The 14934-nt window shown below is 59.4% G+C and carries 14 protein-coding genes and 5 pseudogenes; 9 read left to right on the top strand and 10 right to left on the bottom strand.

The window, feature by feature from the left end; genetic code table 11:
* Nucleotides 1–670 (bottom strand): DUF1403 family protein (locus tag H8B02_RS36015; protein WP_229170575.1); only part of this gene is annotated, 670 nt, incomplete at its 3' end.
* Nucleotides 671–798: 128 nt separating this feature from the next.
* On the opposite strand from H8B02_RS36015, the gene H8B02_RS36010 reads away from it, so the two are divergent.
* Both H8B02_RS36010 and H8B02_RS36005 read left to right on the top strand, forming a co-directional pair.
* Entirely contained in the window at nt 799–1053 is a 255-nt protein-coding gene (locus H8B02_RS36010; RefSeq protein ID WP_229170574.1) for a type II toxin-antitoxin system Phd/YefM family antitoxin, read from the top strand.
* A pseudogene (locus H8B02_RS36005) lies at nt 1053–1465 on the top strand (type II toxin-antitoxin system VapC family toxin). The gene H8B02_RS36010 and the pseudogene H8B02_RS36005 overlap by 1 nt, the downstream one beginning before the upstream one ends.
* Here the strand turns inward: H8B02_RS36005 and H8B02_RS49145 are convergent.
* From H8B02_RS49145 to H8B02_RS35985, 4 genes and pseudogenes are all read right to left on the bottom strand, one after another.
* Nucleotides 1440–1933: pseudogene (locus tag H8B02_RS49145) on the bottom strand (NEL-type E3 ubiquitin ligase domain-containing protein). The pseudogenes H8B02_RS36005 and H8B02_RS49145 sit on opposite strands and share 26 nt — an antisense overlap.
* Nucleotides 1861–2247, bottom strand: coding sequence for a hypothetical protein (locus H8B02_RS35995; RefSeq protein ID WP_229170578.1), 387 nt, complete (start codon nt 2245–2247; stop codon nt 1861–1863). Before H8B02_RS35995 ends, H8B02_RS49145 begins: the two are co-directional and overlap by 73 nt.
* A 519-nt stretch (nt 2248–2766) precedes the next feature.
* Entirely contained in the window at nt 2767–3192 is a 426-nt protein-coding gene (locus H8B02_RS35990; protein WP_229170572.1) for a hypothetical protein, read from the bottom strand.
* A gap of 920 nt (nt 3193–4112) precedes the next feature.
* Entirely contained in the window at nt 4113–5021 is a 909-nt protein-coding gene (locus tag H8B02_RS35985) for a hypothetical protein (protein ID WP_229170571.1), read from the bottom strand.
* A gap of 882 nt (nt 5022–5903) precedes the next feature.
* Between H8B02_RS35985 and H8B02_RS35980 the strand changes: the two genes are divergently transcribed.
* From H8B02_RS35980 to H8B02_RS35965, 5 genes and pseudogenes are all read left to right on the top strand, one after another.
* Nucleotides 5904–7145, top strand: coding sequence for a cytochrome P450 (locus tag H8B02_RS35980; protein WP_229170570.1), 1242 nt, complete (start codon nt 5904–5906; stop codon nt 7143–7145).
* 274 nt (nt 7146–7419) lie between these two features.
* Nucleotides 7420–7773 (top strand): hypothetical protein, encoded by a 354-nt coding sequence (locus H8B02_RS35975; protein ID WP_229170569.1) that lies wholly within the window; start codon nt 7420–7422, stop codon nt 7771–7773.
* Nucleotides 7774–8291: 518 nt separating this feature from the next.
* On the top strand, nt 8292–8420 hold the full coding sequence (locus tag H8B02_RS48230) for a hypothetical protein (protein ID WP_283842294.1): 129 nt from the start codon (nt 8292–8294) through the stop codon (nt 8418–8420).
* Nucleotides 8421–8438: 18 nt separating this feature from the next.
* Nucleotides 8439–8636 (top strand): annotated as a pseudogene (locus H8B02_RS35970) (hypothetical protein); the annotation flags it as partial.
* Nucleotides 8637–8897: 261 nt separating this feature from the next.
* On the top strand, nt 8898–9314 hold the full coding sequence (locus H8B02_RS35965) for a hypothetical protein (RefSeq protein ID WP_229170568.1): 417 nt from the start codon (nt 8898–8900) through the stop codon (nt 9312–9314).
* Between the two features lie 459 nt (nt 9315–9773).
* On the opposite strand, the gene H8B02_RS35960 is transcribed toward H8B02_RS35965, so the two are convergent.
* The 5 genes and pseudogenes from H8B02_RS35960 to H8B02_RS35940 form a co-directional block, all read right to left on the bottom strand.
* Nucleotides 9774–10997 (bottom strand): type II toxin-antitoxin system HipA family toxin, encoded by a 1224-nt coding sequence (locus H8B02_RS35960; RefSeq protein WP_229170567.1) that lies wholly within the window; start codon nt 10995–10997, stop codon nt 9774–9776.
* Nucleotides 10984–11277, bottom strand: a complete 294-nt coding sequence (locus H8B02_RS35955; protein WP_229170576.1) for a helix-turn-helix domain-containing protein — start codon at nt 11275–11277, stop codon at nt 10984–10986. Before H8B02_RS35955 ends, H8B02_RS35960 begins: the two co-directional genes overlap by 14 nt.
* A 466-nt stretch (nt 11278–11743) precedes the next feature.
* Nucleotides 11744–12251: pseudogene (locus tag H8B02_RS35950) on the bottom strand (isocitrate lyase/PEP mutase family protein); the annotation flags it as partial.
* Between the two features lie 5 nt (nt 12252–12256).
* Nucleotides 12257–12508 carry a hypothetical protein gene (locus tag H8B02_RS35945; RefSeq protein WP_229170577.1) on the bottom strand — a complete coding sequence of 84 codons (252 nt, stop codon included), beginning with the start codon at nt 12506–12508 and terminating at the stop codon, nt 12257–12259.
* Nucleotides 12509–13496: 988 nt separating this feature from the next.
* Nucleotides 13497–13691: pseudogene (locus H8B02_RS35940) on the bottom strand (P-type conjugative transfer protein TrbG); the annotation flags it as partial.
* 136 nt (nt 13692–13827) lie between these two features.
* Here H8B02_RS35940 and groES point away from each other — a divergent pair.
* Nucleotides 13828–14142 carry a co-chaperone GroES gene (gene groES, locus H8B02_RS35935; RefSeq protein WP_229170566.1) on the top strand — a complete coding sequence of 105 codons (315 nt, stop codon included), beginning with the start codon at nt 13828–13830 and terminating at the stop codon, nt 14140–14142.
* Nucleotides 14143–14232: 90 nt separating this feature from the next.
* On the top strand, nt 14233–14934 hold a 702-nt coding region (gene groEL / locus H8B02_RS35930; protein ID WP_229170565.1), incomplete at its 3' end, for a chaperonin GroEL.

The following is a 14934-nucleotide window of genomic DNA, read 5'->3' as shown; positions in this document are numbered from 1 at the left end:
CTGCGGCAATTTCCGCCGCCGCCGCGACGGCGTTCCCCCTCCCTGCCGCCAGCTTCGCCGCGGCGGTGACGACGTCTTCGAGCGCGGCGTTGAAGCCGACCTCGAACATGATCGAGAAGGAAATCATCCAATCATCAGGTGCCATGGCAGCGCGCTCGCCGAGATACCGCCAGGCCTTGAGGATGCGCCCGCCCGGACCGAGCTCATCGATCTCGCGGCGCAGATACCAGGCGTCGCGCAACGCCGCCTCGTCTTCGGTGCGCCCGCCATGGCGGGCGAGCACAGCGGCGTTGGCCAGCGACAGGCGATGCCGCCAGAGCAGGCCGAGCGGGTGCTCGCTGCGCGCGATCGGATGGATCGCAGCAAGCGCGGCGCCGGCAAAAAACATCGCGTCATCAACCACTTCGGATGGTCCGATCTGCCGTGCCCATCCCGGAAAGGGCGGGAAGGTCGGCGGGGGCTCGGGGATGATTCGTGCACGCGAGGGCATGGTCGAACCTAACCCAGCGCGGCGCTTATAACCATCTGTCGGCCCAAAACCGCCGCACCTGTCGGTGGATAACAACGAACGATAACGTTGCCTTATCGTTCGTTTTTCTCTTATTAGAGGAATGCCCGATCTCGCCGCCCAGGACCCCGAAAATGATGCGCCAAAGCGGCTCTCAGCCACCTCAGAGCCCGGCTCCAGGCGGCGATCTTTCTGTCGTCGCGGCGTCGGCACGTCAGCGGCCCATCACTTCACTTCGACGAAGACACCCTTTAGAACATAGCTAGACTGTCTAGCTAGGAATGTGCACCATGGAATGGCCGCTGCAGGATGCCGAAAACCAGTTTTCCAAGGTGGTGCAGAAGGCGCGCCTCGAAGGCCCCCAAATCGTGACCCTACGGGGCGAGCGGGCCGCCGTAGTGCTGTCAGCCGCCGATTACGACGCGCTCCGCTCCGGCCGGCCGACCCTGGTCGACGACTTGCTGGCCGGGCCCAGCTGGGATGACGACCTGGCTGAGGCCGTGACGCTGCGCGCCAAGACCCCCAGCCGCGACGCGGCGTTCTGATGTATCTGGTCGACACCAATGTCGTCTCCGAGGCGCGGCGCGGCGCGGCTCGGCGCAGGCCAGGGACTGGCTGCGCGCGGTCGATCCGGCCAGCATCCACCTCAGCACCCTCACCCTCGGCGAAATCATGCGCGGCATTGCGCTCAAGCAGAAATCGGACCCGAAGGCGGCCGCCCATCTGGCCGAATGGCTGCGCAAGCTGCGCCACGACCACGCCGACCGCATCCTGGCGGTGACCGACCAGATCTCCGTCGAGTGGGGGCGTATCGCCGCGATCCGGCCCCGCGGCGACATCGACGGGCTGGTCGCCGCCACCGCGATCGTCCACGACCTCATCCTCGTCACCCGGAATGTGGGGGATTTCGAGGATACGGGCGCAACGGTGATCAATCCCTGGGAGGAGTCGGCATGAGCCCCCGTCCAGCGACCGATTCGGAACCGCTCGCAGCCGCCCCGCCTGACGCCGCTGGGACGGAGATCGAGCCAGATCCCGCCGGCGCATCCCTCCCGGTTCGGAGCGGCCAAGGGCCCTCGACCGTCTGGCGCGCTATTCCGTCCAACGCCTCCAAACGGAACATGACACGGCCATGCTGGAGCAACTCGGTCAGTCGTTCATCATAGAGGCCGTTTTCGATTCAGGGTTCAGGCGTGCGGTCTGTATCCCGTGCCACGTCAAAGTGATACGATCCTCGCAACTCGCGCTCGCATCGGAAGCCAGCTGGAAAAACAGTTCGCACAATCGAGGTCTCGCCGCTGCCTGACGCAGATCTTCGACCATGGCCTGCCGGAACTCGTCATTATCGAAGTTCACTGTGCCCCCCAGCCTATTGAGGAAGCGAGCGTAGTCCTGCGCCCCCGGTTCGTCGGCGAAACGCTGCATGCTGCCACCGCCGCAGGGTCCTGCCCAACCCAGTCTGCGACGACATCGTGTAGCGGCGGGGGCCCGGATTCCGTCGGTTCTAACGAGAAAAGGATCTGCGGGCCGGCATAGTCGTCGGCAAGCATGGCCGTCGTCAGATTGGTCTGCAACAGCTCTTGCAATGGATTGTTCGTCAAATCGACGGCGGCGTTGTGGCCTAGCTGCAGCAGGCTCTCCGGTACGTCCGTCAGCTGATTGTTGCTGACGTCAAGTGCTTCGAGGTCAGCTGGGACTTCGGGCAGGCGGACCAGTTGATTGTCGCTGACGCTGAGCAATTCGAGCCCGGACGGGAGGGGCTCGGGTAATTCGGTCAGCTGGTTGTGGTTGACATCCAGGTTTCGAATGCTGGCTGGAAGATCGGGTAGGCTGGTCAGCTGGTTCCTTCGAGCGGAGAGATCCCGAAGCGTTGCCGGAAGGGCCGGCAGACTGGCCCAGTCGGTTGCCGTCGACGTCCAGACCCCGGAGCCCGGCTGGAAGGTCAGGTAGGCTGGTCAACTGGTTGCTTTCAGCGCCGAGCTCCTCAAGCGTTGCTGGAAGGCTGGGCGGACGGGTCAGCTGGTTGTCATCGACGATGAGGATCCGGAGCCCGGCTAGAAGATCAGGCAGGCTGGTCAGCTGGTTGCCGCGAGCGAGGAGCTCCCGAAGGGTTGCCGGAAGGGCAGGCAAGCTGGTCAATGGATTCCCGCCGATGATCAGGGACCGGAGCCTGGATGGCAAGTCTGCGGGCAGGCTAGTCAGGCTGTTCATGGAGGTCTCGAACACACGAAGCCGGGCTGGAAGATCGGGCAGATCGGTCAGTTGATCGCCCGATACGTTGAGCTCCCGGAGCCGGGCGGAAGTTCGGGCAAGCCAGTCAACTGATTGTCCATCACGTCCAACGCCCGAAGCTCGGGCGGGCGTGCGGCGGGCAATGCGCTCAGCGACAGGGAGGAAAGATCCAGCGCCTCATTGAAATTGCCATCCTCCAGCCAAGCACTCGTTTGATTGACGGCCGTTTGGCGATTCTCGTCGTCGCCCTGACCCTCTTCGGCCGCCCAGTCCTCCAGAGCGCGGTCCTGCGACCAGACGGCGTCGGCAGTGGACGGCCGCGCATCCGTCAGGGCCTCGTTCCACTGCGCCGCGACTGGAGACCCCGCTTCTGAGGCTTCGGATTGAGACGCTTCGGAATCGGAAATTTCGAAAGAACCATCAGCATCAAGCTGCGCCCGATCTGTATTCATTGTTGCCGCCTCTCCCTTGACAAATGAAGGTAATGCGCTGGAGCGCCGCTTCCGCCAAGCCGATCGCTCATCATCGACGATGATCCATCGAGAAGACGACGCGGGCGATCATGGAACGCGGTTCAAGTTAGAACAGCCGAACACGCTGCCTGGACCGACGCACCAATGGTCGCTGCCAGATACGTGGACGAATCTGGTTCTCGAACGGGTCGCTATGTTGAGGGGATCCAGCTACTTCTCCCCTTCCGGATTTGAGCCGATCAAGTCGGGCCCCTTGTCTGGATAGAGGTGTTCTCATGCTAGAGGGCTTAGCTGTCGATCAGCTGACCAGCCTCATCGCTTGAAGAAGTCCAACTCCTTGCGACTTGCTAGCGGCCTATCGCTCAATGCAGAGCCAAGTTTCGCCGAGATGACCATCGTCACTGTCCCCGCTTCGCGGCAGCGCGGTGTAAAAAGTTCGGGAGAAGCACTCCGGCGGAAGCGCAGTGATCGTCAGCTTGAGTTGGGTGAGGAGGTCTGCCGACGTCAGCTTGCGTCGACTGTCAATCCTCTCCTTAGAATCCCTGTCGAGATGGTAGCTGTGGTTCGAATAGCCGATCCTGTCACGGCCACGACCGCGTCGGCGTGGCGCTCGTTGTGCTCTGCTGGCATTGCCGTCAGACTCGGGCGTGGAGCTCTGGAGATTATAACGGGGCCATATTGGGATATTGGCGAGCGAAATAGCCTGGGTTCCGTCCGACAACAACGGCGGCGAATGAAGACGGTACAGGTTTCGGCTGACACTCTGATGGTCGACGTGCGATCCCGGCCAGCTCCCCCGCTGGCCACTCCGATCAGAGCATTATAGATGCCGCGAACGCTGCTTCCGATTTTTCCCAGCAGCGCACCAAGAGATGTCGCCCTTTCTCGATCTTCTAGCCTCAGCCTCTCGTCTCTGACTTTCTGTATGGATTCAATTCGCTAGCGGTCCGATAGTCATCCAGATTTCCGCCCAGAAACAGTACCTCGCGCTCCTCGGTTGGGGTATCGCTCACCCATGCAAGATTGGGTTCATCATTCTCAGTCCCGTCCTCAAGGATCCTGACGATCTCTTCGGCCGTCCAGGTGGTGACCCTTGGCACGGTGTAGGTATGCAACTCGTTCGCGCTTTCCGCGATTGCTTTGGCGCCATACCCGTTGTCATCGTCTGGCGACAGGAGCAGTTGTGAGGCCTCCTCGGACAGTGATACAAAAGGCGAAGAATTGGTGTCTCCTCTCATGTGCTCTGCCGCTGCGCGACCCAGATCAAGTTGTTGGCCTCCCCAAATATTCCAGGGGGCGGCGTCGTAACGCAAAGCCGCCATGGAACGCAAATGGTCCATCGCGCTTTGACGGTCCAGCACATGTGGCTTGCAATGGCTGGCGTGATTTTGAAAGCGCTGCAGCTCGGCGTACGACGATGCCACCACGTCGTCGTAAACGCGGCCACTATCGATGCCGCCGGCTGATGGCCCAGTCGCTTTTGACCATCGTGCCGATCTTTGCGCAGCGAGTTCGATTTCTCTTCTGAGTTCCGCAACGGTTGTGCAGGTCAGCGTTGCGGCAAGCTGAGCACGCGCTCTGATAAAGGATGCAGCTGCGTACCGTTCGTCCCCCTGAATAGCCTGCGCTCTCAAATTGCCTTCCGTGTCAGTCCGGGACGATCCGGCCCCGGGTGCATCTGATGTTTGGAGTATTGGCTGAGGCTCTCCAAGCCGCTGCTCAAAGTCTGCTTGCCCCGTTTCTTCCTGTTGCGGCTCGACGTAATTCGCCCAAGCCGCGGATGGGCTGATATTGTCAAACGGGTTCATTCCGTTTTCCCTTTGGTAGCCTTGGCGATATCAATCGGACAAGTTGATCCGATTTGAGAGTCGCGCGGGTCGGAAACCGAGACGTGCACTAACGTCTATAAAATGGAGCGGATCTGGTTCTGGACGGGGCGGTATGTTGAGGGGATCCAGCTCCTTCTTCTGTTCCAGATTTTGAGCCCATCAAGCCTAGCCTTGTCCGGATAGAGATGGTCTTATGCTAGAGGGTTTAGCTGTCGATCAGCTGACGAGTTTCATTGCTTGAAGAAAATCCAGCCCTTGCGACTGTGCTGGCCTTCCATTGTTCATCGCAGATGGCGCCATCGTCGCCATCCGGCAGTGTGAAAGGCCGGGAGACGCGGCCCGGTGGAGGTGCAACGATCCTTAGCTTGAGCTGTGTAAGGAAGGCTGCTGAGGCAGGCTTGCATCGATCGTGAATCGATGCCTCGAAAGTGCCAGTCGAGACGCTGGCTCTGGTCCGAATAGCCGATCTTGTCACAGCCATCGGCCTCGTGACCGGTTGTCTGGATCGATTTGCCTAAACAGTCCTTGCCAGGCGATGATGCATCGCGAGGTATTGACGAAAGTAGCCGTTCTGGCTCGCCTCCGCAGAAGGCTGCCTTATGACAGCGCGCCAGTCTGCAGGCCGCCGCCCGCACACGGCCATCGTCCAACCATGCGGCGATAGCTCTCACCGATCCACGAAGCAAGTCGATTTGGAAAGTCAATGCGATCCTTACTGCCGGATATGGTAGGGGCGACGTAGCTGCACTTTGAGATACTCTGTTCGAGCGACCCGCTCGTAGTCAAACGCCAGGGCAGTTCGGAAGCCCGAATCGTGACCTTTGGATCCGTAAGCTATCGGGCAAAATCTGCAAGACGATCATGAGAAAGCGATTGGAAAATTATAGAGCTGACGATGGGTGTATTGTCCCATTGAGCAATCTGGATGTAAGCGAGGCCAAGCGCTTTCAAGACGGCAGCATATGGGGTTGCTTCGAGCGGTTGCGAAGGGAAGATCCCGTTCACTACTGTCAAGACAGCCCTCATGGTCCATATTGGTCCCTGACCAAATACCGGGATATCGTAGCGGTTGATACAAACCACAAGGCATTTTCGTCAGAGCAAGGTGTTACTATCGTCGAAGTGCCTGACAAGCACTGGACCCCGAGTTTCATCAAGATGGGGCCTCCCCGGCACGCCGAGCAGCGCAATACCGTGAGTCCGATAGTCGAACCGGAAAGCCTGACGAAGCTCGAAAGCTTGATCCGCTCCCGGGTCAGGGCGATTCTGGACGGCTTGCCGCGCAATGATGTCTTCAATTGGGTGGATCTGGTCTCCATCGAATTGACGACGCAAATGCTCGCCACGCTATTCGATTTTCCTTTTGAGGATCGGCGACTCTTGACCTATTGGTCAGACGTAGCTGTTGCAACTCCGAAAGCAGGCCATGCGATCGACAGCTGGGACAAGCGAAGCACGGTCTTGTCCGAGTGCCTGGGCTATTTCACTCGGCTTTGGAACGAGCGCATCGATGCCGGTCCGCGCCTCGACCTGATTTCCTTAATGGCGCACTCGCCTGCCACTCGCCAAATGCAGCCGAGCGAGTTTCTCGGCAATTTGATTCTGCTGATCGTGGGCGGGAACGACACCACGCGCAACTCGATTACCGGCGGACTCCTGTTCATGAATCAGCACCCCTCCGAGCTGCGAAAGCTGCGCGACAATCCCAAGCTGGTCTCGAGCGCCGTGTCCGAAATTATTCGATACCAGACGCCGATCGCACATATGCGCCGTACCGCCGCGACCGATAGCATCGTGGGCGGGAAACAAATCAGGAAGGGCGACAAGGTCGTGATGTGGTACATCTCCGGCAATCGGGACGAAGAGATCATTGAGAACGCCAACAGTTTCGTCATCGACCGCAAGAATGTGCGGCAGCATCCCTCATTCGGATTTGGCATCCATCGCTGCCTTGGTCGACATCTTGCGGAGCTGCAGTTGAAGGTTCTCTGGGAAGAGATGTTGAAGTCGCGGCTGAAGGTCCAGGTGGTCGGCGAACCCGAGCGAATTGCGTCTAACTTTGTGCATGGCTATTCAGCACTCCCCGTGCAAATTGCAGCTTAGGCTGTGAGGCTCCGGCTTGGAAGCCGGCACGCTGCTTTAGCCGTCTTCCAGCCAGTCTCGCGGCTGCACGGTAAGAAGTGCGTTTGATCGTTGCGAAGAACTTGCTGCATCTCGAGAGCCCGTCAGCCGTCAGACAGACGTTGAAGCGTGTGCGAGGAGCGATGAACGGTAGTGCCGGGCCAATGGCTTTGCGTTCTCAACTGCCAGAGCCGGTCCAGAGGCGAATTCGACATTCGAAAGGTGCCGTTGACCTTGCTCTATTGACGTGCAGGTGATGAGCTCCGTATTGAAAATCGTGGCGGTGGCGGCGATTTTCCTTGGTGAAGCGCTTTCGGTCATCGCGGAGTTGATCGCCTCAAGGCAGTTTCGAAAAACAGGCGGGGATCTGACAATGCTCCTGCCGATGTTCTTGCTGATATCGCTCGGCGGTGTCCTGCTCGTTTGCGGATACGCACTGGGCTACATGCATCTCAAGAATATCTGGATCATTGTCGCAATATCCGTGGGAGCTATTTTGGTAGTGGAGCCGATTCTCACGCTTCTGCTCTTTCGAGACGTGCCGACGGCGGGTTCGCTGATCGGGCTGGCACTCGGCGCGCTTGGAACGCTCGCTGCAATATGTCTATGAGGGGGATTCTGACCGGGGTTGGGTGGACGACAGCTTCGGTCAGGTTGTACCTTCAAAGGAGTTACGCAACGTCGGTTCTGCTCGATTCGGATGTGAAGAGCAGAAGTCGCTGTTGACCGATGTTCTACGTCTCGTCACAATCGTTGCACGACCGCTGGGTTCGTAAGCTCTTCGGTCGAAGTCTCCTTCCCGGAGAGCGGGACGTGCGCGGAAGCCGTAGGGCTCTCCCTATCGATATCGCCGGGCATTTTGCCTCTCTACAATCCACCAGTCCATCAGGACACGAGCACTTTCGTGTCGGCTCTCCAGTATTTGGGATGACCTTGGCCAGGTTCGTATGGACAGAGCCGTCGGCATAGGGCGGACTCTTAAGGATCGTGCCACGGCCTATCCTGTCGCAGGCGACAGCGAAGACCACGGCCTGGGAGCGTCAGGCCGCGGTCATGCACTGCGGCTGGCTATCCCGCAGCTGAAGCGGTCCTCCGCGTATCGTTGCCTTCAGCAGCACGGCAGCTGCCATGGAAGTGGAACCCACGGTCGGCTGGGCTTTTCTGGATCCGGAAAAAGCTCTTCGTCAGCTACTCGTCAGCCAGGCGGCCTATCCAGGCTGGCTGCGCATTCTCGACGTTATCGGAGATGAAATATGACGGGCATTGGCCGAGCTGGCAAATCGCACGTTGGGCTACAGTCGTCACTGGCTTAACTCTCGAGCTGCGGCGGGACATGAAAACGTCGTGATACACCGCGGCAAGCTCACGCCCGCGTTCTGTAGGTCCTTGTTGAGCACCGTCAGCGGCAACCCGTGGTACGCTCCTCTCGACGCGGAGCACGCATCGATGCAGTTTGCTCGACTGGGGAGGTAGTTAGCTCCATCTTCCTGAAGGCGGCCGCGTTCGCGCGTTTGACCTGTGCCACAACGAATTCAGCCTTTCGCTTCGATGTCGTGTCGACGACGCCGATCGATTGGCGACGTTGGTCGTCAAGTTCGAAGGCGAAATGGTGCTGGCGGCATTATGGACGGTCGACGGGTTTGTTCGTCGATCCCTGAAGCCCGGCCCGTGGGAAGACCTACTTCGTCGGTACGATCGGACGTCGGCGCTCGCGGGGCGGGTCGAAGGTGCGACATGAAGGCTGATCTTCCATTTTGGCCGGCCGCGCTGCGGCAGGATCAGGCCGCCGCTTATTGCGGGTTGTCGGTAGCCACGTTCGTCGCGATCTGCCCGGTCAATCTGATGACGCGTCCATACTGGGTCCGCCTTCGCGAGATTCGCCACGGCGTGGCCCAAAGTCAGCATCTCGTTGGTAGCGAGCGCATGTCTCGCTTGCCATACATCCTGCACCGGGTTGCTATCTGCTTGTTCGAGCCAAAACAGATCGAAGTGGCTTGCCAAGGTCTCCAGATACGCGTTGAGTTCCGCTATCTCGGGGGGGTCCTGGGTGATGAGGTTCTCGTTGAGAAAGATAGTCGGGCATGTCGGGGGCTCCCCTTGTTCGTTGCTGTTGTCTTGGGGCTCCGTCGGGCCAGACCTTGCTCCACCTGATATTTAGTATGCGGCGAATCTTGAGGTCGCCCATGGCGGGCGCAGATTCAGCCGCGCATGGAGTTGCTCCTGCCCTAGCGTCGTCGCCTCCCTACCAACCAGATAGGCAGCCGGTTTGGCAATGTCAGACTCCGGTTGGCGTAGATCCACGACTTTTCACCATCAACAACGCGATTTTGTCGTCCGGTGTTTTTGAAGAATTTCTAGCGACCGGGATTCCGACTTGCAGGAATGCCGCTTAGGCTGTGTTCGAGCGCAAGCAGGCTTGGACATGGACGCAAGGAAACTGCCGACCGTACAGGAATTTCTGCGGTTGAAATTCGCAGTGATCACTGGAGATCACGGTGATCCGAAGTGGGTCGAGATCACGACGCCCGGCGCAGGCTCAATTTGCCCATCGAGCGTCGAGTGTGCCGTTTCACTGAGGCGACCGAGGAGCCGGGGTCGGGGGAGATTAGCCTAGGACCGGTAGCTGTCTGCGATCGCAAAGGCTGGCGCTACTCTCTCGATGGTCGGGACTGCGATGCCTTCCTGATCGAACACGTCACGCCAGGTTGTGGCTATTGTCGCGATCCGATTGATCTCGGCTTGCGCCTCTTCAAGGTTCAATCCGAAGTCTCCGCACCGCGACAAGCAGTTGCCGATGCTTGGATAGACCCCGGATCTGCCGACTGCGATGGCCTGTTCCGGCAGCATGTCTGGTTGAGGAAGCACATCGAATGCCGGCGAGATATCCCAGCCTTCGGTGCCGTAAGTCAGCGCGTGGTTCTTCAGGTGGTCATCGCGATTTCCGCACAGGACATTGAAGACCATGCGGCCGAATAACTCCTTGCGAGCTTTGTCAGGACGTATCGCGTGACGCAGCAGTTCGGAGGCTATGGCGAAGTAGGAGCCATCCGCGGACGTCTCGTCTGCGTTGATCAGCGACAATGCGCTCAGATAATGGACCGTTGGCGAATAGTCTGGCCCTTCCGAGCGATCGAACCTTTTCACGAGGATCGCTTTCCGCGAGCCGACATCGACCAGGCGCGTTTCAGCGACATCCAACCCGCACTTGGCGGCAAGGCGCATGGTTGCGTGTTCGGCGCCGCACTGGTTGAACGTGTCGGTGGTGCGCTCGAATTTGGCGATCCAGAGACGGTCGTTTGCTTCAATGACTGCCTTTGGCCTGGCGCCTCCCATGGAAACGCCCGCAGTGTAGATGCGTGTAGCATGGGGATTCGCTGGCAGACCTGCCTCGAGCTTCGCGAACTCATGGGCGATGGTGTCGAGCGATCTCAGATGCAGTCGCTCCGGGCCCGGGGCTGCTGAAGCCAATTCCGGCTCTGGGCCAAACGCGAGGCAGCCTACCCGGTCGCGCCCGGCCGCATACAGCCAATCGACGGGAGAAAATAGCTTCCCAGGTTCAAGCCGTGCGACCAGTTCGCGGCCCCAAAGATCCGGTGTTGCGTCGGCGAGCGGTCCGAACAGGCATCCACGCTTGACCGTGGTGAACGTCTCGCGGGAAAGGGGCAGATTGGTGGGATCCAATGGGAAAGCGTTCGGGTGCCGCAGCCAAGACCCAGCATAGCCAAATTCGCCAAAGGCGCGCGCGCCGGGGGGTCTTACGTAGCGATAGCGCCCAACCAGCTTGGGTCGATCGTCCGGAAGGCGAGAGAAAATGTAGCATTCAGAGCTGGTCAAGTTTCACGTCCGCAGCAGGTCTGACCCGTTTCGGCAACCGGGCCATTTCGAGCGTCAGGCCGATTTCGTCCTTCGCGGGATCTAACGCCGCCATCAAAGCCGGCGACAGATCGAGAAGCCATAGCGCGGTGAGAAAGGTCCCCAGCGAGACGCCAGGATCACCTGTTTCGAGTTTTCGTAAGGTTGGCAGCGACACGCCGAGGCGCCCTGCGATATCCGCGGCTGTCTTGCGACGTCGGATACGGGCAGTTCGGATGGCTTCTCCCACCCGAGGAAGCATTTCGGTAACGGGATAGGGTAGCCCAACGAGCTTTTTCATACCACTATAAATATACTATGACATGATAAATGCAATTATTATTTCATTGTCGCCGATATACCGGAACTCCGGCCTCTTGTCAGCGTGGATAAACCGGGTGGAAATCGGCCAAGCATGAGGGTGGGCCGAATGGCACCGAGATCGCGATTGAATGCCGAACAGTAGCGGCTGAATACTGCCGCCATCACCGCATTCAGAGGTACTACTCGCCAACGCTTGTTGTGGGGCGCGATGTCCTTCACGACTACGCTGGACAACAAACGAAAACTGTCGGCCAGCGTGCCATTCACACTGCGTTCGTACAACATTTCATAGAGGCGATTGAATAGTTCGGCAGAGATGCGGCAATTGCTAGCTTATCGCGCTTAACTATGACACAGCGTTGCCGAAGCGGCAGAGCGTGAAAGCGCTGGCTGTAGCGGGCATTGTAAGCCTCGTTTACGAAGCTGTTATCGTCCATTCCATGCCCGGCGATCAACGCTTCGATGCGGGCCACAAGCACAAAGTCGTCCGCGGCTGTATCCTTCAATGCCCGGAGGCCTCCGGAGAATTCGTTGGGCATCGGCGAGGGGATGCCGCTCGCCAATAAGCGAGTTCGTCTTCGAAAAACAGCTGTCTTCCAGCGCAATCCCGGCAGCGCCACGCTGACGGAGTTTTGCATGCCAGCAGACGTGCATTGTTGAAGTTCCCTAAGCCGCTATCGCCGTCAACCAGAACAGGCAGTGTGGTTGAGATCTACGATCTGCTCGACTGCGTCGACGAGTTGACTCCATGACGCTTCGTTGGCGTCGCATAGCCAAAGAGCAGGCAATTGAAAGGCCCGACGCCCAGGGACCTTTGAAACCTACGCGCTCGGCGATCGCGGCGGAGAGGCCGTCATGCGCTTCCATGAGGAATGAGAGTTCGCTGCTGGAGCAGACCTGAGCTCGCAGCAGTTCAGTTAGTGAGGGATCAGCTCGTGGATCAGAGTCATTGTGGGGAACAGATTGCCGTGATTGGTTTTGCATGCCGATGCCTTGCCGGCGTGCTTGATCGGCCGACGTTCGTCAGTCGAAGGTGACATGGGTCTGTCATCGAGTTCAATTGCGAGGATTGCCGATGGCTTTGGGTGCAGATCAGGTTTGGGTCTCAGCTTGCGCTTATGATCCAATTCCAGACCGAGCGCCGCCTCGATGGCGGTTATGTGAGCCATCACTTGGTCGGTGCCGTCGGCGAGGAAGGCCCGGACAACAAAACAACAAAATGCACGACCGGGGTCTCAAAGAGTCAAAGAGTGGAGTCGTGCGCGCCGCCTGCAGCCCAGCCCAGCTTGCATCGCTGAAGAGCTGCAGTTCCGTCTTGGCGCGGTCATCGAGCGGTAGGGTGCTCGGCCGCTCTAGCTCGATCTCCTCACCCCAATGGTCCTTCACGATCCAGGGCTCAAGCGTGAGGCTGTCCGGATTGGCTGCCAGCCGCGGCCTGCGCGCCGTCAAGCTGGTCGTCTCCGACGCCCACGAGGGCATCAAGGCCACAGGCGTCGCGCATTGGGCAAGGAGTGAGTCACCATCAGGTGTCCCCGTCCGGCGTGGACCGCTGAAGTGGTTTGCGAGATCGTTGCTGCATCGAGTCTGGCCGCCGCCGAGTCTTGGCAAGTCTAGGAGTGTTCGTTCGTCGAGTGCAACACAATGGCAGTTCTTTAGGAATTGCCTGACGCGCCTTTCTCAGGACTTGCTCTCCTCGACCGGTGGGTGAGCAATGGTCCGGGGTTCAACGTCCGCTGACATAGACTCGACTATTCGATGATGTGTCGACGGTCGGCAGAAGTGCGCAGCGCACGAAAGGCTGTTAAGAGACGGAAGGTCTGTGCGACCTCGTCAGAGCTGTTCTTAGTCGACAAGGGAGCTCCATACTCAAGCTAAAGCTTAGAATCGCCGGATCCCCAATGCAAACAGAGAGATTACTTAATCGTAATATTGCGGACAGGACATGGATACGAGGGCAGCGGCGGAAAATGTAACTTTGCGTCACGGAGTGGCCAAGCAAGAATTTGAGCACGTCGCGAGGCTCCGCAAGGCAAGGCGCCGCGTCCTTCACCGCGAGCACGACTGGAGCAGGGGGCGGCGGCAGGTCGATGCGCGAAGGCTGGAACTCCGTCTCGCGGCAAGCTTGCCTGCATGATGGAAACTGGATGTAGGCTTCATGCTGTAAACGCGCGTCGGCCGCCAGGACACGCTGCCTCTCACGCTGTAGGCGAAGCTCACCTGCTCGGCGGGAACGCCGGCCCCGCAATCGCATCGGCGCCAATACGCGTTGGTATCCGCGAGCCGGCTGCCAACATCCTTCGGATATTCGAAGCCGACGCGCGCCATGTCCTGGGTCGCATTCGACTTGAGCTGCCTATTTTTCTGCCAGAGTCTCTTGCTCCCGCAAAATCCTATCCTATCTCAGCTCGGCCTGTGTGACTAGCACTCGCGGGCATTGATTGCTAACATCTGAAAATCCTCAAATCGTACAAACATTTAGGAGGGCTGCATGAAATTCCGTCCGCTTCACGACCGCGTCGTGGTCAAGCGTATCGACGCCGAAGAGAAGACTGCTGGCGGCATCATCATTCCGGACAGTGCCAAGGAGAAGCCCTCTCAGGGCGAAGTCATCGCCATCGGCCCCGGCGGCCGCGACGAGAGCGGCAAACTGATCCCGATCGACGTCCAGGTCGGCGACCGCGTCCTGTTCGGCAAGTGGTCTGGCACCGAGGTCAAGATCGACGGCCAGGACCTGTTGATCATGAAGGAAAGCGACATCATGGGCGTGCTCGAGGCTTCCGCTTCGAAGAAGAAGGCCGCCTAACCAACCGCTCGCACCGTTCACCCCTGAGGAGCGCCTGCCGGGCGCCTCGCCAAGGGTGAGATGAGACCAAGACAACTCAGGGAAACCAATATGTCAGCCAAAGAAGTGAAATTCGGCGTAGACGCGCGCGACCGCATGTTGCGCGGCGTCGACATCCTCGCCAATGCCGTGAAGGTCACGCTCGGCCCGAAGGGCCGTAACGTGGTGCTCGAGAAGTCGTTCGGCGCTCCCCGCATCACCAAGGACGGCGTCACCGTCGCCAAGGAGATCGAGCTCGACGACAAGTTCGAGAACATGGGCGCCCAGATGGTGCGCGAAGTCGCGTCCAAGTCCGCTGACGCGGCCGGCGACGGCACCACCACCGCGACCGTGCTCGCCGCTGCCATCGTGCGCGAAGGCGCCAAGTCGGTCGCCGCCGGCATGAACCCGATGGACCTGAAGCGCGGTATCGACCTCGCGGTCGAAGCCGTCGTTGCGGACCTCCAGAAGAACTCGAAGAAGGTCACCTCGAACGAGGAGATCGCCCAGGTCGGCACCATTTCGGCCAACGGCGATGCCGAGATCGGCAAGTTCCTCTCCGACGCCATGAAGAAGGTCGGCAACGAGGGCGTGATCACGGTCGAGGAAGCCAAGTCGCTCGAGACCGAGCTCGACGTCGTCGAGGGCATGCAGTTCGACCGCGGCTACATCTCGCCCTACTTCGTCACCAATGCCGACAAGATGCGCGCTGAAATGGAAGACGCCTACATCCTGATCAACGAGAAGAAGCTCTCCTCGCTGAACGAGCTGCTG

This window comes from Bradyrhizobium altum, assembly GCF_020889705.1.
Lineage (GTDB): Bacteria > Pseudomonadota > Alphaproteobacteria > Rhizobiales > Xanthobacteraceae > Bradyrhizobium > Bradyrhizobium altum.
This window is presented reverse-complemented; position numbering and strand designations above follow the sequence as displayed.